The sequence below is a fragment of the Roseobacter cerasinus genome, assembly GCF_009811755.1.
Classification (GTDB): domain Bacteria; phylum Pseudomonadota; class Alphaproteobacteria; order Rhodobacterales; family Rhodobacteraceae; genus Roseobacter; species Roseobacter cerasinus.
The window spans coordinates 24537-45584 of sequence record NZ_BLIV01000011.1 but is presented as its reverse complement, the minus strand read 5'-3'; the positions used below and the strand labels follow the sequence as shown (position 1 = coordinate 45584).

22 protein-coding genes, 1 tRNA gene and 1 pseudogene are annotated in these 21048 nt (G+C 60.8%); 6 read left to right on the top strand and 18 right to left on the bottom strand.

Annotated elements, in window-relative coordinates:
• Positions 1 to 346: 346 nt before the first annotated feature.
• The 6 genes from So717_RS20585 to So717_RS20560 are packed head-to-tail and all read right to left on the bottom strand — an operon-like array spanning position 347 to position 5290.
• Entirely contained in the window at positions 347 to 1141 is a 795-nt protein-coding gene (locus So717_RS20585) for an ABC transporter permease (RefSeq protein ID WP_159980840.1), read from the bottom strand.
• Positions 1134 to 2072 (bottom strand): ABC transporter permease, encoded by a 939-nt coding sequence (locus So717_RS20580; RefSeq protein ID WP_159980838.1) that lies wholly within the window; start codon positions 2070 to 2072, stop codon positions 1134 to 1136. The genes So717_RS20585 and So717_RS20580 overlap by 8 nt, the downstream gene beginning before the upstream one ends.
• A complete protein-coding gene (locus So717_RS20575; RefSeq protein WP_159980836.1) occupies positions 2069 to 2794 on the bottom strand; it encodes an ABC transporter ATP-binding protein in 726 nt (241 codons plus the stop codon). The genes So717_RS20580 and So717_RS20575 overlap by 4 nt, the downstream gene beginning before the upstream one ends.
• Positions 2788 to 3471, bottom strand: coding sequence for an ATP-binding cassette domain-containing protein (locus So717_RS20570; protein WP_159980834.1), 684 nt, complete (start codon positions 3469 to 3471; stop codon positions 2788 to 2790). The genes So717_RS20575 and So717_RS20570 overlap by 7 nt, the downstream gene beginning before the upstream one ends.
• Positions 3468 to 4991: an ABC transporter substrate-binding protein gene (locus So717_RS20565; protein ID WP_159980832.1), complete on the bottom strand. Its 1524-nt coding sequence runs from the start codon at positions 4989 to 4991 to the stop codon at positions 3468 to 3470. The genes So717_RS20570 and So717_RS20565 overlap by 4 nt, the downstream gene beginning before the upstream one ends.
• Positions 4992 to 5002: 11 nt before the next feature.
• Positions 5003 to 5290, bottom strand: coding sequence for a DUF6525 family protein (locus tag So717_RS20560; RefSeq protein ID WP_275113691.1), 288 nt, complete (start codon positions 5288 to 5290; stop codon positions 5003 to 5005).
• A gap of 108 nt (positions 5291 to 5398) precedes the next feature.
• On the opposite strand from So717_RS20560, the gene So717_RS20555 reads away from it, so the two are divergent.
• Positions 5399 to 5803 carry an RrF2 family transcriptional regulator gene (locus So717_RS20555; RefSeq protein ID WP_159980828.1) on the top strand — a complete coding sequence of 135 codons (405 nt, stop codon included), beginning with the start codon at positions 5399 to 5401 and terminating at the stop codon, positions 5801 to 5803.
• Between the two features lie 305 nt (positions 5804 to 6108).
• Here the strand turns inward: So717_RS20555 and uvrB are convergent, their stop codons facing one another.
• Together uvrB and So717_RS20545 are read right to left on the bottom strand one after the other, a co-directional pair.
• Positions 6109 to 8316 (bottom strand): excinuclease ABC subunit UvrB, encoded by a 2208-nt coding sequence (uvrB, locus tag So717_RS20550; protein WP_159980826.1) that lies wholly within the window; start codon positions 8314 to 8316, stop codon positions 6109 to 6111.
• An 83-nt stretch (positions 8317 to 8399) separates the two neighbouring features.
• Positions 8400 to 9134: a vWA domain-containing protein gene (locus So717_RS20545; RefSeq protein ID WP_238841141.1), complete on the bottom strand. Its 735-nt coding sequence runs from the start codon at positions 9132 to 9134 to the stop codon at positions 8400 to 8402.
• Between the two features lie 141 nt (positions 9135 to 9275).
• On the opposite strand from So717_RS20545, the gene So717_RS20540 reads away from it, so the two are divergent.
• From So717_RS20540 to So717_RS20530, 3 genes are all read left to right on the top strand, one after another.
• Positions 9276 to 9587 carry an ETC complex I subunit gene (locus tag So717_RS20540; RefSeq protein ID WP_159980824.1) on the top strand — a complete coding sequence of 104 codons (312 nt, stop codon included), beginning with the start codon at positions 9276 to 9278 and terminating at the stop codon, positions 9585 to 9587.
• On the top strand, positions 9587 to 10045 hold the full coding sequence (locus So717_RS20535; RefSeq protein WP_159980822.1) for a GNAT family N-acetyltransferase: 459 nt from the start codon (positions 9587 to 9589) through the stop codon (positions 10043 to 10045). Before So717_RS20540 ends, So717_RS20535 begins: the two co-directional genes overlap by 1 nt.
• Before the next feature lie 42 nt (positions 10046 to 10087).
• Positions 10088 to 10164, top strand: a tRNA-Arg gene (locus tag So717_RS20530).
• 387 nt (positions 10165 to 10551) lie between these two features.
• Here So717_RS20530 and So717_RS20525 read toward each other — a convergent pair.
• From So717_RS20525 to So717_RS20515, 3 genes are all read right to left on the bottom strand, one after another.
• A complete protein-coding gene (locus So717_RS20525) occupies positions 10552 to 11370 on the bottom strand; it encodes an alpha/beta fold hydrolase (protein ID WP_159980820.1) in 819 nt (272 codons plus the stop codon).
• Positions 11371 to 11435: 65 nt separating this feature from the next.
• Entirely contained in the window at positions 11436 to 11801 is a 366-nt protein-coding gene (locus So717_RS22700; RefSeq protein WP_159980818.1) for an SOS response-associated peptidase family protein, read from the bottom strand.
• Between the two features lie 245 nt (positions 11802 to 12046).
• Positions 12047 to 12859, bottom strand: a complete 813-nt coding sequence (locus So717_RS20515; RefSeq protein ID WP_159980816.1) for a VPLPA-CTERM sorting domain-containing protein — start codon at positions 12857 to 12859, stop codon at positions 12047 to 12049.
• Between the two features lie 281 nt (positions 12860 to 13140).
• Between So717_RS20515 and So717_RS22455 the strand changes: the two are divergent.
• Positions 13141 to 13703 (top strand): annotated as a pseudogene (locus tag So717_RS22455) (IS3 family transposase); the annotation flags it as partial.
• Between the two features lie 78 nt (positions 13704 to 13781).
• Here So717_RS22455 and So717_RS22095 read toward each other — a convergent pair.
• Positions 13782 to 14246, bottom strand: coding sequence for a hypothetical protein (locus So717_RS22095; protein WP_174239076.1), 465 nt, complete (start codon positions 14244 to 14246; stop codon positions 13782 to 13784).
• A 453-nt stretch (positions 14247 to 14699) separates the two neighbouring features.
• Here So717_RS22095 and So717_RS20495 point away from each other — a divergent pair, with 453 nt between their 5' ends.
• Positions 14700 to 15524: a VPLPA-CTERM sorting domain-containing protein gene (locus So717_RS20495; RefSeq protein WP_238841139.1), complete on the top strand. Its 825-nt coding sequence runs from the start codon at positions 14700 to 14702 to the stop codon at positions 15522 to 15524.
• A gap of 281 nt (positions 15525 to 15805) precedes the next feature.
• Here So717_RS20495 and So717_RS20490 read toward each other — a convergent pair whose 3' ends face one another.
• Genes So717_RS20490 through So717_RS20465 form a run of 6 tightly spaced genes read right to left on the bottom strand, consistent with a single transcriptional unit; the run spans position 15806 to position 20957 of the window.
• Positions 15806 to 17062, bottom strand: a complete 1257-nt coding sequence (locus So717_RS20490; RefSeq protein ID WP_159980808.1) for an MSMEG_0569 family flavin-dependent oxidoreductase — start codon at positions 17060 to 17062, stop codon at positions 15806 to 15808.
• 10 nt (positions 17063 to 17072) lie between these two features.
• Entirely contained in the window at positions 17073 to 17351 is a 279-nt protein-coding gene (locus tag So717_RS20485) for an MSMEG_0570 family nitrogen starvation response protein (protein ID WP_159980806.1), read from the bottom strand.
• Positions 17344 to 18327 carry a sll0787 family AIR synthase-like protein gene (locus tag So717_RS20480; RefSeq protein WP_159980804.1) on the bottom strand — a complete coding sequence of 328 codons (984 nt, stop codon included), beginning with the start codon at positions 18325 to 18327 and terminating at the stop codon, positions 17344 to 17346. The genes So717_RS20485 and So717_RS20480 overlap by 8 nt, the downstream gene beginning before the upstream one ends.
• The gene (locus So717_RS20475; RefSeq protein ID WP_159980802.1) at positions 18327 to 18875 is read right to left on the bottom strand and encodes an MSMEG_0567/Sll0786 family nitrogen starvation N-acetyltransferase; all 549 of its coding nucleotides are present in this window, start codon (positions 18873 to 18875) and stop codon (positions 18327 to 18329) included. The genes So717_RS20480 and So717_RS20475 overlap by 1 nt, the downstream gene beginning before the upstream one ends.
• Positions 18872 to 19972: an MSMEG_0568 family radical SAM protein gene (locus So717_RS20470; protein WP_159980800.1), complete on the bottom strand. Its 1101-nt coding sequence runs from the start codon at positions 19970 to 19972 to the stop codon at positions 18872 to 18874. The genes So717_RS20475 and So717_RS20470 overlap by 4 nt, the downstream gene beginning before the upstream one ends.
• On the bottom strand, positions 19965 to 20957 hold the full coding sequence (locus So717_RS20465; RefSeq protein WP_159980798.1) for a Nit6803 family nitrilase: 993 nt from the start codon (positions 20955 to 20957) through the stop codon (positions 19965 to 19967). Before So717_RS20465 ends, So717_RS20470 begins: the two co-directional genes overlap by 8 nt.
• Between the last annotated feature and the right edge of the window lie 91 nt (positions 20958 to 21048).

Sequence of the window (21048 nt, the reverse complement as noted above, 5' to 3'; positions counted from 1 at the left end):
GCCCCGCACGGGCGCTATCTTTCCCCTGGTCCTCCTATGGCAAGCAGATTTGACGCTGGCCGGTGCCGCGAAGATGGCTCCAGCCAGGATCATGGGTGCTGCAAACAGAAAGGTTGTCGACAGCCGCGCGTCGAAGATGAAGAGGTCTGCAAGAAGGGGTCAGAGGAGGGCCGCGTAGTCCCTGTGCCACCAGGGGAAGAGGATCAGAACAAAGAACGAGCGGACGAAGACAACCTTGCCCAAAGGCACGTCTGGGCCTGCAGCCGTCACACGGACAAACACTCCGGCACCCAAGAGCCCTGCGAGGATGCGGAGGCTGATGCCGAGAGAGGGCGGTCGAGATCGCTCACGTGCGTGTATCGTCTCCGGCAAGGGCATCCCGCAAGGCGTCCCCCGCGAGGTTGATGGCCAGCACGCAGGTGACGACAACCAGCCCTGGCCAGATCATTTGCAACGGGGTGGAGCGCATGTGCACGCGCGCGTCGAGCAGCATGCTGCCCCATTCGGGCAGGGGAGGCTGGACCCCGAAGCCCAGAAACCCCAAGGCCGAAATGCCCAGAATGGCGCGAGCAAACATGCCCGTCCACACAACGGTGAGCGAGGGCAATAGCGACGGCAGGTAGTGCCAGCGGGCAATGGCCAGAGGAGACAGCCCGGCCAATTGCGCCTGCACGACATAGCCCCGGGTTCTCAACGACAGACCAACCCCGCGCGCGACCCTTGTGTAGCGCATCCATCCGGTCACGCTCAGCGCGAAGATCAGGCTCCAGGTGCCCGCGCCCATCAGACCCGCGATCACCACGGCGGCGACCAGCTCCGGAAAGGCAAGGAACGTATCGGTGGTGCGCATGATGGCCCAGTCCACGACCTTGCCGCCCAAAGCTGCGGCGAGGCCAAGCGCGGTGCCGATGGCGAGACCGATCAGGGAGATGAAGAACGCAAGGCCCAGGGACCACCGTGCCCCATGCAGGAGGCGCGAAAGGATGTCGCGCCCCAAGGCGTCGGTGCCGAGCAGAAATTCCTCGCCTGGCGGGGAGAGCCGGTGCGGGATGTCGATGGCCGTGGGATCATGAGGCGCCAGCAGTGGCCCGAAGACAATCAGGAACAGAATGACCCCGACGAGGGTTGCGACACTACGCATCGCGCTCTCCGATCCGGGGTTCGATGACCCGGTAGATACCATCTATCAGCAGGTTGACCGTGACGAAGATCAGCGCAGTCAGGACAACCACCGCCTGCACATGCGGAAAGTCCCGCGCCAAGATCGCCTGCACCAGGAAAGTGCCGAGGCCCGGGCGTCCGAAGATCACCTCGACCAGCACCAGACCTTCCAAGAGAAAGGCAAGCTCCAACCCAAAGACCGTCACAACCGGAATGGCCGCGTGCGGGGCCACATGGTCGCGCCCGATGGCGCGGTCGGAGACACCCCGGCGCCTGATTGCAGGCAGGAACGGCTGGCCACGCGCCTCCAGAATGCCCGAGCGGATAATGCGCGTGAAGGACGCCGTGACACCCAGACCCAGGGTCAGCGCTGGCAGAATGGCATGGGCGGCAGTTCGCGCACCCATCGCGGGCAGCCAGGCCAGCTTCACCGCGAAGAGCAGGATCAGCAGCAGGCCAAGCCAATAGGCGGGGATCGCGACACCCAGGGAGGCAACCGCAACGGCGCATCGGTCAACGAGGCTGCCGGGGCGCTTGGCGGCGAGAACTGCCAGAGGCAGGGAGACTGCGAGACCCACGGCCAGGCTGGCCAGGGCCAAGGGGAACGTGTAGCTCATCGCGGTGACGAGATCCGGCCACACCGGACGCCCCGTGACGGCCGAGTTCCCGAAATCGAGCGACAGCAACGGCACCAACCAGGATGTGAAGGCGGGCCAGAAACTGATGTCGAGCCCGGCTTCGGCGCGGACTTGGTCGATGACATCTTCGGTCAAAAGCGCATCGAAACGCGCCATGGCGATGGCCTGTGCAGGATCGCCCGGGGCGTTCCAGAGCAAGGCGAAGGTCAAAGCCGCCGTGCCCGACAGCACCACAGCCGCCCGCAGCACAAACCCCAAAAGGCCCATGATCATGCGGCGGCCTCCAACGCACCAAGGGCGAGCGCCGCGTCGCGCAGCTGTTCGCAATAGCCCGGTTTTGGCGTGAGGACGAACTGCTCTGGCGTTGCGATCTCTTCGATCCGGCCAGACTTCAGCACCGCAATTTCGTCGCCATGAGCGGCGGCATAGCCCAGATCATGGGTGACGATCAGCGCGGCAAAGCCTTCCTCGCATTGCAGGTCAGAGATAAGCCGCGCCGTGTGCTTCTGTGTGACGGCATCGAGCGCCGAGAGCGGTTCGTCAAAGAGCACCAGCGGCGCGGAGGCGACCAAGGCCCGCAAAATGCCGACGCGCTGCGCCTGACCAATCGAGACTTCGGTGGGCCGCCGGTCGAGAATGTCGGGCGGCAGCTCCAGCCCGTCGCAGAGGTGGCAGAGCCGATCCGCCGGGATGGTCCCTCCGCTCGCCACAATGGGTTCCATCACGGAGCGGCGCAGCGACAGGACCGGGTTGAACGCGGACCTAGGCTCTTGCATAACAAGCGCCGGGCGGCAAGCCCGCACTGGCGCACCCGCCCAGGTAATTTCGCCATGGGACGGGCGCAGCAAACCAAGGATCGCCGCAATCAGCGTCGACTTCCCGGCGCCGCTTTCCCCAACCACGGCAAGGGTGCGCCCGGGCTCTAGAGAGAGCGAGATATCCTGCAAGGCCACCGCCGCTCCACGCTTGACCCAAACTTGATTGACCCTCAGCATGGCAGCGCCATCCAGTTGCGATGCGCGACCAAGGCCTGAGCGGCCCGGGTCTGAGGACGCAATAAGATGTCATCGGTCGGGGCCTGCTCCACCAGCTGCCCGTCATGCATGACCATCAGTTGGAAGACCCGCCGTGCCGCAAGGCCGAGATCGTGGGTGATCAGCATCATCGCGGTCTCCCGTCCGTCCAGATGACGGTCGAGCAAATCCATCGTGGCCGCCGCGACCACCGGGTCCAGCGCCGAGGTCGGCTCATCCAGAACAATCAGATCCGGCGTGCCAATCAGGGCCATGGCGATGACAAACCGTTGTTGCATCCCCCGGCTCCAGCTCCAGGGGCGTTTGCTCAGATCGCCGCCTTCGATGTTCAAGGCGGCAAAGAGGCCGCGCTGATCTGCCGAGCCAGGTGTCAGCCCCAGTGCGTGTTCCGCCTCCTGCCAGTGAAACGCCATGCTGCGCAGCGGATCGAGCGCCTCGTCCGGGCTTTGTGGCACGTGGGCCACGCTACGCCCCTGCGCGCGCAGATCATCAATCAGGGCATGGCCCAGCGTTGATTTGCCCGAGCCGGACAAACCCACAAGTCCGATCCGCGCACCTGGCGCGATGACCAGCGAAGTGGGGTGAAGGATGGTCCGGCCTGATCGTACTGCGCTCAGGCCGGAAACAGAGAGCGTCATTCCGCGAACTTCGTCTCGTGTGTGATCCAGTAGGTTTCCGTGGGATGTACCGCGTAGCCGGTCAAACCGGGTTTGCTCACGTTCACCTGGGCCACATGAAAGACGGGGATCATGGCCGCATCTGCCACGATGATCTCCTGCACCTCGTCATAGATCAACGCGCGCTTTTCCGGCTCGAAGGTCAGGCGGCCGTCGTTCAGCAGCTTGTCCAGCGCGGGGTTGGCATAGTTCCCTGAGTTCGACCCGCCATCGGATTTCAACAGCGCTTCCAGCACGGCACCTGGATCGCCTTGGGGCGTTGTCACCCAGGCCTGCAGGAACATGTCGGCCTCACCTGCCGCGATCAGATCGTTGCTGGCGCCCCACTCACCCACTTTGATGTTTGCAGTGACCCCGATGGCCGCGAGGAAGGCCTGGGTCAGCTCTGCCGTTGGCGGCAGGGCGGCGCGCGACGTGTATGTCACGATATCGAGCTCAAGCGGCGCACCGTCGAGCATCCAGCGACCGCTTTCCTTGACGGCGCCCGCTTCGGCGAGCAGCTCTTCGGCCTTGACCGGATCATAGGGCATCGAGACATCAGCCGCCCAGCCTTTCCCTTTGGGGAACACGGTTTCAGCCGGAACCCCGCCGACACCCGAGAGCACCGCATCCACCACGCCCTGCCGGTCGATTGCGATAGAAACAGCCTGGCGGATCAGCGGGTTCGACATTGGGCCGCTTGCAGCATTCACGGTGTAGAAATAGAGCCGCGCGGTGGGGGCCGAAAACCCGACTGCACCGGTTTCCGTGATGCGTTTGAAGTCGGCTTCGGGATAGTTGATGACCAGATCAATCTCTCCGGCCTCGAAGGCCAGTGCCGCGGAGCTTGGGTTTGGCATGCCAACCACCCGCACCTCTTCGAGGCCCGGAGCTCCCAGCCGATAGTTCGGGTTGGCTTCGACCCGGTAAAGCTGCTGCGGGATGGCTTCGCGGAAAATGTAAGGTCCGGTAGCGTTGATCGGGAAGTCCTCGGACGGGGTGCCGAGGATGGCAAGGCCCGGTTCGGACAGCGACCAGGGGAAGGCCGCGTTCGGGCTGTTGGTCTCAAAGACCACCACACGCTCGCCATCGGTGGAGATGCCTGCAAGATCCAGCAGTTTCGACACACGCGCGTTGCTGCCCGGGTGGCCCTCTTCCGAGATCGGTATGATCGCGTCAACCACGGCCTGCGCTGTCACATCCGAGCCGTCATGGAAGCTGACACCCTCGCGCAGCGTCACACGCCAGGTCGTGGGGGAGGATTGCTCAATGCTCTCGGCCAGGCGCGGATAGAGGTTGAGGTCATAGTCGATGCCCATCAGCGTCTCTGTCACGCCGGTCTGGTTGGACATCCAGCCGTTGTACCCTGCGCGCGGGTCCGGCACCTCATCATCGGAAACAAACCCGACAGAAATGGTGAGGCTGCCGTCTTGCGCGCTAACAGGCAGGGCCGCGCCAAGCGCCAGGATGGCGGCAAATGCGAGCCGGGAGAGGAGAGACATGAGCGTTTCCTTCAGGTGTTAGAATTGAGTTGATAAATGGTGGAATGATGGTCACGCGCCAGCATGCGGGCCTCGGCCCGGCTCAGCGAGACAAGTGCTTCTTCCGGTGAAAGCCCTTTGGATCGAGAGGTCGACCAGATGCGATGCGCGGAGGCCGGAGACCACGGCAATGCAGCTTGCGATAACCATTGCCGGAGCGGTGCCGGCAAGCCATCGAACACCGCCATCGGATCGCGTGCGCGTCTATGGCGGCGCAAGCTGCTTTGGCCTAGATTGCGGGCGGATGTCGATCGTGCCACAGGACCCCCGGCGATTTAACTCAAGTTCGTTCTCATAACTATCCTAGTTACGAGAGTATCGCAACTGACTGTGTTACGCTTGTGGCAAAGTTTGGAGTAATTTTGGCTTTGAAACGGAATAGTAAGCTTTCTCTTGCGCTCCATACCCTCGGCCATATGGCGGATGATGAGGGGCGCATGCTGACATCAGCCGAGATTGCGACTCACGTTGGTACCAACCCCGTGGTTGTCCGTCGCGTGTTGGGGCGGTTGCGAGAAGCCGGCCTTCTTATCTCGGAAAAGGGACATGCCGGGGGCTGGCGACTTGCGCGGTCACCAGAGGTCATCACGCTTGCGGATGTCTACATCGCGTTGGACGAGAGCATTGTGGCTGCGGGCAGCCCGGATCATAACCTGTCTTGTTCCGTTGAAAACGCGCTCCATAGCAGGGTCGCGGGTATCCTGCAGCAAACGGAGATGGCCTTGATCGAGCAGCTGGGCAAGACGACAATCGCCGATGTTCATGACGACTAGGCCCGGCTCGTTGCAGGTGAGGATGTGATCAGTTTTTGAGGCTGTGGTTCGGCTTCAGACCGGTAGGCCATCAGTTCGGACGAGGGGACTTGCGCGAATTGGTCCGGCAATATGCGGGCCTATCGTGGTCACCCTCGCCACAGGTCGGGACCGCTCTGCCCAGAGAGACAACCGGTTCTCCCAGAAGCTGGAGGGACGTAGAGGGACAGGCCAGCAGCAATGCGCTTTGGTCCATTTGAGGGGCCTGCGCTCAACTGGTCTTGTGACTGCGCGGATGATCTGACCTGGCTCAAGGGCGAGACGGGCTAACGTCCTCGCTTCTTCCGCCGTGTGCCGCCGCGCATCCCGCCGCGTCCCATCGTGCTGCGGCCTGAGGCTTTCTGGGCGTCATCGACCGCTTTCTCAACAGCATACTGCCGCGCCATCGGGTCGTCGGCGATGGCTAGGTCGACCGCTTCGAGGCGCTTGACCTCGTCACGCAGGCGCGCGGCTTCTTCGAATTCCAGGTTTTCCGCCGCTTTGCGCATGTCGGCGCGCAGCCCATCCAGAACCGCCTGCAGGTTACCGCCCGCCATCTGATTGTCGATCTTCGCGGTCACGCGGCTCTGATCGGTGTCACCCTTGTAAAGCCCGGCCAGAATGTCCTCGACATTCTTTTTCACCGTCGCTGGTGTGATCCCGTGTTCCTCGTTGTAGGCGATCTGCTTTGCGCGGCGGCGGTTGGTTTCTGCCAGCGCGCGCTCCATCGAACCGGTGATCTTGTCGGCATACATGATCACGCGTCCTTCGGCGTTGCGCGCGGCGCGGCCAATGGTCTGGATCAGCGAAGTCTCGGACCGCAAAAAGCCCTCCTTATCCGCATCAAGGATCGCCACCAGCCCGCACTCGGGGATGTCGAGCCCTTCGCGCAGCAGGTTGATGCCGATCAGCACGTCAAAGGCGCCAAGGCGCAAATCACGCAGGATCTCGATGCGCTCGATCGTGTCGATGTCGGAGTGCATGTAGCGCACGCGGATGCCCTGTTCGTGCATGTATTCGGTAAGGTCTTCGGCCATGCGCTTGGTCAGCGTGGTGCAGAGTGTGCGGTAGCCGTCCGCGGCGACTTTACGCACCTCATCGAGCAGATCGTCCACCTGCATCTCGACCGGGCGGATCTCGACTTCCGGGTCCAGAAGACCAGTGGGGCGGATCACCTGTTCGGTGAAGACACCGCCCGTTTGTTCGATCTCCCAGGACGCCGGCGTGGCGGAGACAAAGACGGATTGCGGGCGCATCGCGTCCCATTCCTCGAACTTGAGGGGGCGGTTGTCCATGCAGGAGGGCAGGCGGAAGCCGTGCTCGGCGAGCGTGAACTTGCGCCGATAGTCGCCTTTGTACATGCCGCCGATCTGCGGGACGGAGACATGGGACTCGTCCGCGAAAACAATCGCGTGATCGGGAATGAACTCGAAGAGCGTGGGCGGCGGTTCCCCCGGCGCGCGGCCTGTGAGATAGCGGGAATAGTTCTCAATGCCGTTGCAGACGCCCGTGGCCTCCAGCATCTCCAGATCGAAATTCGTGCGCTGTTCCAGCCGCTGCGCCTCCAGCAGTTTGCCTTCGGAAACAAGCTGATCGAGCCTGATCTTCAACTCTTTCTTGATGCCGATGATGGCCTGCTGCATCGTCGGCTTGGGCGTGACGTAGTGGCTGTTGGCATAAACGCGGATCTGGTCGAAATTGTCGGTTTTTTCACCGGTCAGCGGGTCAAACTCGGTGATAGATTCCAGTTCTTCGCCGAAAAAAGACAACTTCCAGGCCCGGTCTTCCAGGTGCGCGGGGAAGATTTCCAAGCTGTCGCCGCGCACGCGGAAGGAACCCCGCTGGAAGGCCTGATCGTTTCGGCGATACTGCTGGGCCACGAGGTCCGCCATCACCTGCCGCTGGTCGTACATCTTGCCAGTCTTGAGGTCTTGCGTCATGGCTCCGTAGGTCTCAACCGAGCCGATGCCATAAATGCAGGAGACAGAGGCCACGATGATCACATCGTCCCGTTCCAACAGCGCGCGCGTGGCGGAGTGCCGCATCCGGTCGATCTGTTCGTTGATCTGGCTCTCTTTCTCGATATAGGTGTCCGACCGCGCGACATAAGCTTCGGGCTGGTAGTAGTCGTAATAGCTGACAAAATACTCCACAGCGTTGTCCGGGAAGAAGCCCTTGAACTCGCCATAGAGCTGGGCGGCCAGCGTCTTGTTGGGCGCGAGGATGATTGCGGGCCGCTGGGTCTCCTCAATCACCTTGGCCATGGTGAAGGTCTTGCCGGTGCCGGTGGCGCCCAGCAGCACCTGGTCACGCTCGCCATCCAACACACCCTCGCTCAGTTCAGCAATTGCGGTGGGCTGGTCCCCGGCTGGTTCGAATTCCGTCGCCATCACGAACGCCTTGCCACCCTCAAGCTTGGCGCGGCTGCGCACATCCGGGGCGGGGTTGGCCATGACGGCGGGCGCATCGGACGAATCGGTCTGGGCGTAGGGCATGGAGGCTCCTTGACGGTTGCCCACAAGGTGCCACGAATTGTCAGGGGTTCAAGGGGCTTGGAGGCCGCTCATGACAAAAACTGTCAGCTTGGCCGATGGCTCTGCATATCCGGAAGTCGGCCAATCAACTGACACCCAAGTGTTCGCGTCAGGGCCTCGGTCAGCTCATCCAGCGTCTCGGCGGGGGCGTAGGTCCCTCCCGTCTGATCGGCCAGGCAACGGGCGACGGTCACTCGACGTTCGTAGCCATTGTCTTGCGGATCATCCCAGCCGAAATGATCGTCGCGGACCTTGAAGCCAATGACATGTACGGTGAGGTCATGCGCCTCGGAGGCCAATTCGGTCGCCAGCGCACAGGGCTGACCTTCGCAGGTCTCCTTGCCATCCGTCAGCAGAACAATCACACCCGGTTCCTCGCGATAATTCAGCACTTCGGCGGCGCGTTCCACAGCCCGTGTCAGCGGCGTTTCCCCTGCGGGCTGCAAGTGCTCGACCGCGTCTATGATCGGGCCTGCCGCGTTTGGGCGCGGCGCGAAACGCAGTTGGATATTGCCGCAGGCCTCAGGCTGCCCTGGACCATAGATGACGAGCCCCACATGGCGTATGGCAGCGATCTGTGGCAGGCTGTCGTGCACAGCGCGGCGGGCTTCGAAGATGCGCGGCTCGTCCAACAGGTTGAAGCCCACTTCGGACATCGAACCGGAGCCGTCAAAGACCAGCATCGCGTCGTCGGTACAGCTTTGCGATGCGATGAGTGGCCCGGCGGCCAGCGTCGCTGCGGTTGCAAGTGCCACAGTCAGGTATCGTTTGGCGGTCATATGGTCCTCCTGCTCAAAACTGTCGCAAATGCGGGTCCACCTGTCTATCCCGCCAAAGTAGCGAGGCTTTGTCATATTTGGCGTCTTGCCCCACAGGATCAAAATGATGATATAGAAGGGAGCCATCTGAGGAGTTGAGCCATGCGCGCACGCATCTATCAGCCTGCCAAAACCGCCATGCAATCGGGCACGGCCAAGACACGCGGCTGGGTGCTGGAGTTCGCACCCGCATCGGTCCGTGAGGTCGACCCGTTGATGGGGTGGACGTCGTCGGATGACATGCAAAGCCAGGTGCGCCTGCGATTCAAATCCAAAGAGGCGGCGGTGGAGTACGCGCGGGACAACGGCATCGAAGCCGATGTCCAGGAGCCAAAGAAGCGTCGGGCCAATATTCGCCCCGGTGGGTATGGCGAGAACTTCGCCACCGGACGGCGTGGTGCCTGGACCCACTGATGAGTTTTCGTATCTCGCGGGCTGATGTACATGAACCGGACGTCGCCACCCTGTTGGACCGTCACTTTGCCCTGATGCGGGCACAGTCGCCGCCTGAAAGCTGCCATGTGCTTCCCAAGGACGAACTTTCGCATCCCGACATAACCCTATATGCTCTGCGCGAGGACGACGTTTTGCTGGCCATTGGGGCCATTCGCGACTTCGGCCCCTGGGGGGAAGTCAAGTCGATGCACACCGCCAAAGAAGCCCGCGGGCGAGGTGCGGCGCGGGCTCTCCTGGATGCGCTCATCGCATCGGCTGCGGCGAAAGGCATGCAGCATCTCAGTCTTGAGACCGGATCTGGACCCGAACATATGGCCTCGCGCCGTCTTTATGCCAGCGCGGGGTTTGCGGATTGCCCACCCTTTGGCAACTATACATACGACCCGCTCAGCCATTTCATGACCCGTGCGATCTGACACTTGCGCGATTGGCCTCGCTGCGGCATGAGTGATCCCAGCGGTCCCTTAGCTCAACTGGATAGAGCAGCTGACTTCTAATCAGCAGGTTGAGGGTTCGAGTCCTTCAGGGATCGCCATTTACGTAATTAAATCAATATTTTATGTGCCGGCATTGCTATACCCCATGCCGGCATGCATTCTGGGGGACAAGCAACCCAAGCTAACGGCATTTGGAGCTATGTTGAAAGCCCGGCCATCGCGTTGACACCGCCCGTCAGAATCGGCTGATCTGAGGTCGTATTGTTTGCTCAAGGCGCCCGTTCCAGTAGACCGTCACCAACCTATCGCAAGCACTGCCCTATCCACCCGAGCCAAACGGGCGCTGGCCCAGAACGACATCCACACATTGGGCGAATTGAGACTCTTGTTTAACGAATGCGGCGCCAACAATATCAGAGAGCGCATAAGACCGGGCCTCACCAATGCTGCGCCATACACCAATGCCCGCTCTGGTGGCAGAGGGCTTACTTGAGAAACTCCAAAACTTCCTTCAGGACTGAATCCGTCTTTTCGAGCTGCGGCATGTGGCCCGCGCCAGGGATGGTCGCGAACTCCGCTTCGGACATGAGCTGATGCAGCGCTTTGCCTCTGTCGAGCGGTATCCATGGATCGTTTTCACCCCAAACGATTTTTACAGGGCACCGAACTTCGCCGAACTGCGCCTCGACCTCTTCTGTATATTTCTCGTCTGCTTGAGCGAACTGCCGATAGAAACTCGTTGAACCATCATCGCTCAGCCATGGAGCCACTAGCGCGTCGAAATCCTCCACCGGGACGTCATTGACCAGAGCGCCTTGAATGTATGCCTCAACGATTGCCTTATGGATGTGCGATGGCAAGCCCTGGAAGGCCTCGACGTGGCGCCCCACATGAGCGAAGAACTCTGATCCCCATGGCCGCATTGCCACCACGTTCATCAGTAGGTATTTTTCAAACTCGCAGCCGTGCAGCAGGTGCGCTCGGAGCGTCGTGGCACCCCCAAAATCATGCGCAACAACGTTCGGTCTTTGCAGCCCCCAGCGCTGCATCATCTCGGCAAAGACCTCCCCTTGGATATCGAGGGACGTACGCTGGCTTTCAGATTTCGCCGATTTTCCGTATCCGGGCATGTCGTACCAATGAACGGTAAAAGACTTCGCCAGTTCGGGAATGACGCGATGCCACGAAAATGAAGACCACGGCCACCCATGCGCAAGCACCAAGTCCAGCCCAGTTCCAGCCCGACCTGCGGCGACCGTGCCTGCTGTCGTCTCATAAGTTTCGTCGAGTTTCCAATTTGGCATACAAGGCAATCCTTATCTTTCCGAAGTACGATAGCCTGTCGCGTGGAAATTTCGATGGTTGCCATTCATGATGATCGATCGGGCGCCAGCTTTGTGCCGCAAATCGTTCCCCGAGCAAGACACCGCCAGTACCTCATGCTGCCCAAGCTAGCAGCGGGCTGTTCAGGCATGCCTTCGCCTTCCCCTATCAACTGGGAGATACCACCGAGCAGGCTGTAGGCAGCGTCAGGAGGGCCGTTGAGCCATGTGTCATAGGATTGCGGCGGAAGTATAAGAAGTATAAACGGCATGGGGGTGTGGTACTGCGCGGCGAAGCTGTTTGGGCTGGCGGTCATGATGGAATAGACCGTGGCGTTAGTCTCAGTGTCGCCCACCACTCCGGCCTGGCGCTTCCATATCCCGGCAAAGGCAAAGCCCTCCGCATCCTTCACGTTGGCCCAATGTTAGGTCGCTGGATTGCAGCCCGTTGCTTCGGCATAAGCAGTCCCGGGAACCAGGCAGCGGCGCGTCTCAAAGCTGTCTCGCCATAGGCGAGAAAAGAGCCGCCTAAACTGGTAGCCCCTTTTGACACTCTCAAGGTTTGCTCAGGTCGTCCTCCTGCATAACTAGCCAACCAATAGACTTCTCGTGTGCTGGACCAATCCAAACGGGAGTACTGCCACCGCGCAAGTTAGTTTTACACCTGCTTCCTGCGCCGCAGTCTACCCAAACTTGCAATTCCCAATCCAAGCAACAAGGCACTCGCTGGCAAGGGAACGGGACTTACATCATCCCCAACATCACCTTCGTCATCAGATGCGGCGATGCGCAAGTTATCAAAGGCACCGTAACCAGCGCCGGGCAATAGATCAATCTGAAAAGTCACATTGCCATTCGTGTTACCTGCGGTAGACAGACCAAATGTTCCTCGTGACCAATCGAAAACTTCCCTCGCTGAGGCCGTCCCAGTAAAATCAACCTGATCAAGCAAGGTACCCGTACCGACCGAGAGATTGCCCGTTGGGTTATCAAACAAACTGAAACGGAACGTTGGAACAGCTCCATCCGGTACAAAGGGACCAGAGAACGTCGAAAGATCAATACTGGATACGTCGATCCGGAAATTCAAAAAATCAAGATTCCCAACGTCAAAGCTCAATCCAAGCAGATCACTTTGACGATTTGCCAACATGCCAATTGCGTAATCACCTCCGATTCCAGAGGGATCGCTCCAACCAGTACCAAAAGCAGCTGTGCCACCACCTCGCGCTGACCCTGTTACGTTCAAAGTCTCAACGGTAAAACGTTGGGCGAAACTGAATCCCGGGGGCTGACCTCCGTAATGCTGATTTACATTTCGAAAGATGCTGACATCTCCACCGTCATTGTTGTAACCGACGGGATTTTCAAAGTCTTGATCGTACAAGACAATTGTCGCAGCCTGAACGGCTGACGACGCCGGTATCACTGACACTGCGGCAAAGACAGAAAGTAGTTTGCGATAGCTCATATCTCCATCCCTCTCAATCGCTTTAAAGAATTCGAAGGGGTGCGCAAAACTACACGAACGTGATGATGTAAGAAAGTATGGCCGAACCTTTAACCAGCACCCAAGTCAATCAAACACATGATCCAATTTTTCGTCAACGGTTTTGTCCACTGTGACTGCGAAACCAGATGATCCTTCGGCACAGGTGCTTGCGTAAAGAAGCGGCCCGACAAATTTGAACAGTTGAACTAGGTGGATTTTCCGCTCCTGATCCGGCAGCGTGCCGGGACGAAGGAGCGAAGATGGCAAAACGACCACGACGGAACCACAGCCCTGCTTTCAAGGCGAAAGTCGCATTGGCGGCTTTGAAGGGCGACAAGACGATGAGCTAACTGGCGACGCTGTTCGATGTGCATCCCAATCAGATCAAGCAGTGGAAGGATCAGCTTCTCGACGGCGTGACGGATGTCTTTGATGACAATCCGAAAGCGTCGAAAGAGCCCGAGATCGATGTCAAATCGTTGCACGCGAAGATTGGCCAGCTGATGCTGGAGAATGATTTTTTAGAGGGAGCGCTAAACAAGGCCGGTCTGTTGCCGAGCGCAAAGAAATGACGGATCGTGACCACGCCTTGAGCCTGAGCTGCCAAGCCGATCTGCTCGGGATTAGCCGGGGCAGTCTGTATTACGAGCCGCGCCCCACCAGCGAAGATGATCTCAAACTGATGCGTCGGATTGACGAGCTTCACATGGAGTATCCGTTCGCGGGAAGTCGGATGATGAAGGGTCTCTTGCGGCAAGAAGGCTTTACCATTGGGCGGTTGCATGTAGCTACCTGCATGAAGCGCACCGGCATCCAAGCCCTGTCGCCGTCGTGGCGATCGGGCTGCGCCCCGGACAGAGCCTGCACATGCCAGGTCAGAAGTTGTTCGGCTGTCGAAGGTTCACGCATCGGTCTTGCGTTCCTCTCTGGCTTTGCGAGCAGCTTCTAACCGCGCGACCTTCGCCGCTTTGGCCCTTGCGATCTTTGCAAGTTCCGCGTGGCGCCAAGCATCTGCAGCCTTGTGCACCTTCATGGGGGATGGACTTGTGAACTTCATCGGCAAGTCGCCAATGAATGCGACATAGGGAAGACCGCCCGTCATCGGCTCATATCCGAAGACGCTGCCATCACCGGCGCTGTGAAGCGACAGAAGAGCAAAGTGGGCCCAATTGAAGAAGAGATCGAATATGACGGCGCCGCTCTGATCGAACCGAAGTATGGCGCCGTCGGGGGTATTCTCGCCCCCATCCTGACCGGTAGCCAGCCCGGCGCTGCGCCGACTTGGAACTGGCGCTGATACGTTGAGGGGGTGGGGTGACTTTACAGGCGCGCTAAAAAAGCATTGAAAATCAATGTGTGCGGTCACCCTGGTTTTACAGTATAACTCTTTGTTTTTTTATAGATTAGTGATGTCCTTCAGGGATCGCCAGTCTATTAAAAAATCAACATTTTAAGGTCTGGTGCTCTGTGCAGTTGGTTGTCGTGTTGCACAAAAGGGTTGGACTCTCGGCACTTGACCCCACTGTTGATGAGTGCCGCTCTGAATGCCCTTGGATCGATCAGCGATGAGCTCTTTGCGCGCGCCGGGGCAGCATTGGAACATCCAATCGCATTAACCCCTGCAATATTCAAAAACTCTGTCTAGGCAACTTCTGAACGGCTTGTGAATGTGTACGGATACTGCAGCTGACTAGCGCGATCCAAATCCTATTTTTCGGCATGACCTGGCCCTTGTCGCCCCACTTAGAAGGCCACAATACCCGACATACTAGAAGAGCGTGCCGTGCAACTCGTCATAGTCGATCTGCCGCCCTCATAGTTGCAAAAATTGCTGCATTTCGTCTTGTCTAACGCGGTTTCAGCCATAATCTGCCGTCGGGGATTCTTTTCAATTGGGGAAATCATGTTCAAAAAACTTGTCTATGCAGCCACTTTTGCTTTGGCTGGTGCCAGCGCCTACGCTGCGCCTATTACGCCGACGTTCACTTCGTTTGGCGATATTGACGCCGCTTTCAGCAATACCGTCACTTTTGGCGGCTCCGGCATTCCGACCGCGCCAGGGTCCATTACAGAGATCGGGATCAGCGGTACGGATACGATCCTGCGGATGGGCATTATGGCCACACCGAGGTTTTCGAGCCCTGCGCCAGTCGATGACGGCGCAGGCACATACACTGTCGAACCTGGCGAATCGATTGGTGGCAGCCCTGGTGCCAGCAAATGGAACTTCAGCTTCGCCGCAGAACTCGTCGGCCCGGATAGCTTCACGATAAGCGACGTGAACCTGCAGCTGCTCTATGACCTCGACCCGGGGACGAACACCGACGACTCGCTCATGGGTGTGATCGACTTCGGCTCAGTGCCGGGGGCTGGCGGCCTATCGTTCATCGAAGGCAGTCAGAATGCGTCTTTTGGGTTTCTCACATCTGCACTTGTGCCAGGTGTCACTCCGCCAGCATTCACACCTTTCTCAATTTTTGCGCCGGGAGAGTATAGCTTTGCACTGCGCGCTTCGGTCAATAATGAGATATCTGAGGCGTCCATCAACGTCACGGTCGCGCCAGTACCACTCCCCGCGGGTGGCGCATTGCTCTTGACTGCTTTGGCGGGTGCCGCCGCGCTGAAACGGCGCAAAACGGTATAGACCAGCTGTCAGTCAGCCATGTTGGCGGCGCTTGAACAAGGCGCCGCCTTTTTTGTGGGGTGGTGGTTCTCAGTTGTTTGGGTCAGAGGCAGGTCCATCGAGACGGGTTCGCTTTCGTATCGCGAAAAGCGGCTGTAACCTGGCGGCCGACTTCCACGATCAGCTCTCTATCGATGTTGTCGAGGCGGGGCAGTTACTCATCCACGATTGGACCAAAACGTGCCAGCCGAGCCGTGCGCCTGGAGACGCGCTGGTCGTGTCTTTAAGAGCTGGGACCGCTGCTATGACGCGGTTCGAAGCGTCTGCTTTGACTGCGCCAAGATGGCATCCGCAAGGTAGCGCGAGTCTTCGTCGATGCCCAAAAACCGGCCCGACCCCCAGGTGTTGAGCCAGCCCAGCCCGATGAAGTAAAACCCGTCTTCGCGGCAGACGCCTCGGTGGAACTGCGGGCGGCCCTGCGCGTCAAAGACATCGACGTCGATCCAGCCATAGTTCGGACGGAAGCCGATGGCCCAGAGGATCGAGGTGATGCCCGCCGCTTCACAGTCAATCTGCGTGATCTCCTGCTCCGGCCGCCAGAGTTTCTCAAACGGAGGCTCTGCTGGCGCGTCGATGCCGTTTTTCTCGATAAAGGCGTCAATGGCCGTGCGGATGCCAAGATAGCTTGCGTCGGCGTCATCGAGGTTCGCTTCAAGATCAGGCAGAAATTCGACTGTGCTGCCCTGCATCCCGCTGACCGATCCATACAGCGACACGCCTTCGGCGGCGAAACGGCGCAGGTCAATCTCATGCCCGCCGTCGCGCCCGCTCATATAGTGGTTGGTCTTGGTCAGGGCATGCTGCGGGTTGGGGTGTTTGTCGATGGTGATTTCATAGTGGCCCATGTCATAGAGCCAGTCGATGGCGTCGCGCCCGCGATACTTGCGCGGGGAGCGCGGCGCGGGCCCCACGGCGAGATGCACGTCACGCGCTTCGAGGTGCAGATCTTCCATCAGCTGCACGCCGGATTGGCCGGTGCCCACGATCAGGGTGGCACCTTCAGGCATCTGATCGGGGCGGCGGTAGTCAACCGAATGCATCTGCAGGATCGACGGGTCGAGCTGATCAGCATAGGGCGGCACGATGGGGTTGTCATAGCCCCCTGTCGCGATCACCACCTGATCGGTCGAGTAGTTGCCCTGGCTCGTGTCCACCAGATAGCCGCCGCCGGGGCGCTTGGCGATCCGGGTTACTTCACAGTGCTCGACGATGGGCGGCGCGAAGGTGTCGGCGAAGGCATCAAGGTAGTCGGTGATCTCCTCCTTGACCATGAAGCCGTCCGGGTCGTCGCCTCTGTACGGAAACCCTGGCAGGCGGCATTGCCAGTTCGGGGTCACAAGGCAGAAGCTGTCCCACCGGTTGACACGCCAGGAGTGGAACTTCTCGTGACGCTCCAGCACGACGTGGTCGAGCCCCTGTTGGGTCAGGTAGTAGCTGACGGATAGGCCAGCCTGACCGCCGCCGACGATGACAACTGGGATATGATCGCGATGGGTCATGATGGGATCCTTATGAAATCGAGAGGCAGACAACATCTGCGGGTGCTTTGAAGGTGCTGACCTTACGCTCAATCTGGGCCAGTTGGTCGTCGGCGCTGGTGCAGCGGTAGCCGTATTTCGCCTCGACCCGCGTGCTGGCCTGTTCCAGTGCCACGCGACAGCGCTGCGTGAAATCTTCCAGCGGGTAGGTCTGACCTGCGGTCAGGTGGTCTCGCACCACGGTCGAAGGGGAATAGAGCTGCTCCGTCCGGCCATCGGGCCAGCGGACGGTGAACCGGGTCTCAGGCATGGCGGGCCTCCTGCGGGGAAAGGTTGAGGTAGGGGGTACGGGCGTAGTCCCAAAAGGGCGTGGAGCCTTCGCGGCTGGTCAGATGCACGGCGGAGCCATCGGTGACATCGCCACAAATGCTGGCCGAGACGCCATGGCAGTGGAAGGCGTCACAGATGGCGTCGGCATCCTTTGCCGCTGCAGTCAGCAGGAAGCCGAAGCTGGGAAAGCTGCGCAGCCAGCGGCCCAGCTCGACGCCTTCGGGACGGGGCAGCGCCTCCAACTGGATGTCGATGCCGACGCCGGAGGCTTCGGCCAGCATGAGCGCCGTGCCCACAATGCCACCCTGGCTGATGTCCTTGCCGCCGGTGGCCAGGCCCGCCTCCGCGATTTCGGGCAGGATCGATAGCGCGGCGCGCAGGGCCGTGGGCGGCGTGGTCAGCGCGGCGTTCCAATTGTCAAAGGGCTCGCGATAGCTGCCGCGCAGGTCAACGGCAGCGATCAACACTTCACCCGGCCGCGCAGTGAAGCTGGAGATCACCGCCCGCGCATGGCCGAGGATCGAGACGGACAGTTGCAGCGCCTCCGTCCGCAGGTTGGTGTGGCCGCCCACGATGGGCACGCCATAGGCTTGGGCGGCGGCTTTCATCCCGGCCAGAACCGGCTGCGCCTGCTCCGCATTGGGGGCCCAGATCGCATTGGTCACGCAGCGCGGGCGCCCACCCATCGACAGGATGTCAGAGATGTTCACCATCACGCCGCACCAGCCCGCAAACCACGGGTCGGCCTCGACAAAGGCATTGATGAAGCCTTCGCAGGCGAAAAGATCATAGCCGTCTTTGGTGGGCAGCACCGCGCAGTCATCCCCCGGCTGGCCTGTGCTGTTGGCGGTCAGGCCCAGCGTCCCTATGCTCTGTGCGATGTCGAGCTTGCCGCGCACCGAAGGATGATCCCGCAGGTCGCGCACCATCTGGCGCAGAGGGATATGCGGCTTCATCACCGCCGCCCCCGCTTGGCTGATAGGGTCTTCCACCCCACGAAAGGATCGGGAATGGGCGGATAGGCGGCAAGATCCGCCTGCATCTCCATATGCGGCACGCCGTGCACTTCGATTTCGCGCAGCGGAGCCCAGTGCAGACGCTGGAAGAGGGTCACATTCTGCATCTGCACCTGCGCCAGAAACCGGTCGCACCCCCGGCCATGGGCGGTGCAGACCGCCAGCCGTATGAGCTCAGCGCCGAGCCGCCCCATGCGCCGGTGGGTTTCCGTCACCGCCAGCCGCGAGCCGCGCCAGATGCGCGGGCTGTCCTCGTGAATGCGCACGGTGCCGACGACCTGATCCGCCTCGGAGGCCAGCGTGCTGATCGCGGCCAGCGGCAGGGCGATGGCGTCGGTCGCATCCCGGTCAGTGGTGGCAAAGATCTTCTGTTCCTCGACAAAGACGCGGTGGCGCAGATCGCGCACGCCATCAAGCTCCCACGGCTGCGACGCAGCCCGGATGATGAAATCGGGCGAGAGGAAGACGCGGGCGTTCTGAAAGCTCATGACGCCCTCAGCTTTTCATAGACCGAGAGCGCCGAGCAGGCGCCGCATTTCGCGCAGCCCGCCTTGGAGCTTTCGGCACTCATCCCTGCGCGTAGGATCATGCCCGAGAGCGGCCTGAGGATCTGTGCCATGAAATCCGCACCCGGCGCCGGATGGCTTTCGAGCGGCGTGCCCGAGACCGGCACAAAAGGCACCACAAAGGGGTAGACGCCAATCTTGCAGAGCTCTTGCGAGGTCTCAAGGATCGCCTCTGGCGTGTCGCCCAGCCCTGCGAGGATGTAGGTCGAGACCTGACCGCGCCCAAAGACCTTCACTGCAGCCTTGAAGCTGGAAAAGTATTTCTCAAGGCTGACTTGCGCCTTGCCGGGCATGATCCGCGCGCGCACCTCTGGCGTGACCGCCTCCAGATGCATGCCCAGCGTGTCGACTCCGGCTTCGGCCATGCGGGCGTGCCAGGCGTCCTCCTCGGGCGGTTCGCATTGCGCCTGAAGGGGCAGGTCCACCGCCGCTTTGATGGCTGCCGCACTCTCGGCCATGACGGCAGCGCCCCGGTCTTTGCCTGCGGGCGTGCCGGTGGTCATCACCATGTGCTTGACGCCGTCGAGCTCCACTGCCGCCTTGGCGACCTCGGCCAGCTGTGCGGGTGTTTTGTAGGCGATGGTGCGCCCTGCCGCGAGCGATTGCCCGATGGAGCAGAACTTGCAAGTCTTCTTGCGGCTCTCATAGCGGATACAGGTCTGCAAAACGGTGGTGGCCAGCACGTCCCTGGAATGCAGCGTCGCGATCTTCCAGTAGTCCACGCCATCGGCGGTCTTGAGGTCGTAGAACCGGGGCCGCGTCGGAAACCGGACCTGCCCCAGGGACACGCCGGATTTGGTGACCTCGGCCAGACCATCCGCACCCGGGGCCTGCACCAGATAGGGGCTGTCAAAGGCGGGGGCGGTATGCACCGGCACCATCACCGTCGTGTCGCCCACGGTCACGGCCTTGTGGTCCGTGGGGCCGGCGCCGCCCCGGCGGCTCTCCATCCCGGCGGACGGATCGACCAGCCGCATGCCACGGGTCTGCAATTCGTTGATCAGGTCAGCGTCAGACATCTTCGGCCTCCGGTTCGGGGGTGGCGATCAGGTCGGCGGGGGCCTCGATCCGGTGCACGGGCTGGGCGGGGCGTGCGTCATGCACCAGATGCAGCAGTTCTGGCCGGGCATAGTGGCCTACACTGTCCATCATCCGCTTCCGCTTGGTCACCAGCGCCATGTCGAGGTCGGCGATGAGGATGCCTTCGCCCTCGGTCAGAGGCGGGACCACATGCCGCCCCTCAGGCGAGATGATGCAGGTCATGCAGCCGTCGCGCAGACCTTTCTGCAACTTGGGGTCGGGCGAGATGCTGACGATCTGCTCTTCGGTGAGCCAGCCTGTGGCATTGACCACAAAGGCCCCAGCTTCCAGCGCATGGTGGCGCATGGTCACCTCGATCTGCTCGCCAAAGATCGGGCCGACGAGGCTGCCCGGGAAATGGCCCACATGGATCTCTTCGTGTTGCGCCATCAGCGCATAGCGGGCGAGCGGGTTGTAATGCTCCCAACAGGCCAGCGCGCCGATGCGCCCCAGCTTGGTCTCGACCACCTTCAGCCCGGCGCCATCCCCTTGGCCCCAGATCATCCGCTCGTGATAGGTCGGCGTGATCTTGCGCCGCTTCAGCGCGAGTGATCCGTCCGCATCGAAAATAAGCTGCGTGTTGAAGAGCGAGCCCTTGTCACGCTCATTGACCCCCAGAACGATCACGACGCCGCGCTTCAGGGCGGCATCGGCCACCGCCTGCGTCTCGGGAGAGGGGACGACAACCGCCTCTTCATAGAGGCGCATATGTTCCGGCCCCTGCTGGATCGGCGGCAGGACAAACGAAAAATAGGGGTAGTAGGGCACAAAGGTCTCTGGAAAGACAATGAGGTCAGCGCCCTTTTCAGCAGCATCGGCGATGGCGTTCAGCACGCGCTCGATGGTGCCAGCGCGGCCGGTCAGATCGGGTGCGATCTGGACAGCAGCCGCGCGCACGATCCGTTTGGCATCGGTTTGAGACATGATCTGTGTCCTTTCGGGCGCAAGGGGCGACGCCATTGCCGCCACAGGGCAGACTGAGTGCCGGGGCCGCGCCGGTGCGGCCCCAAACGCG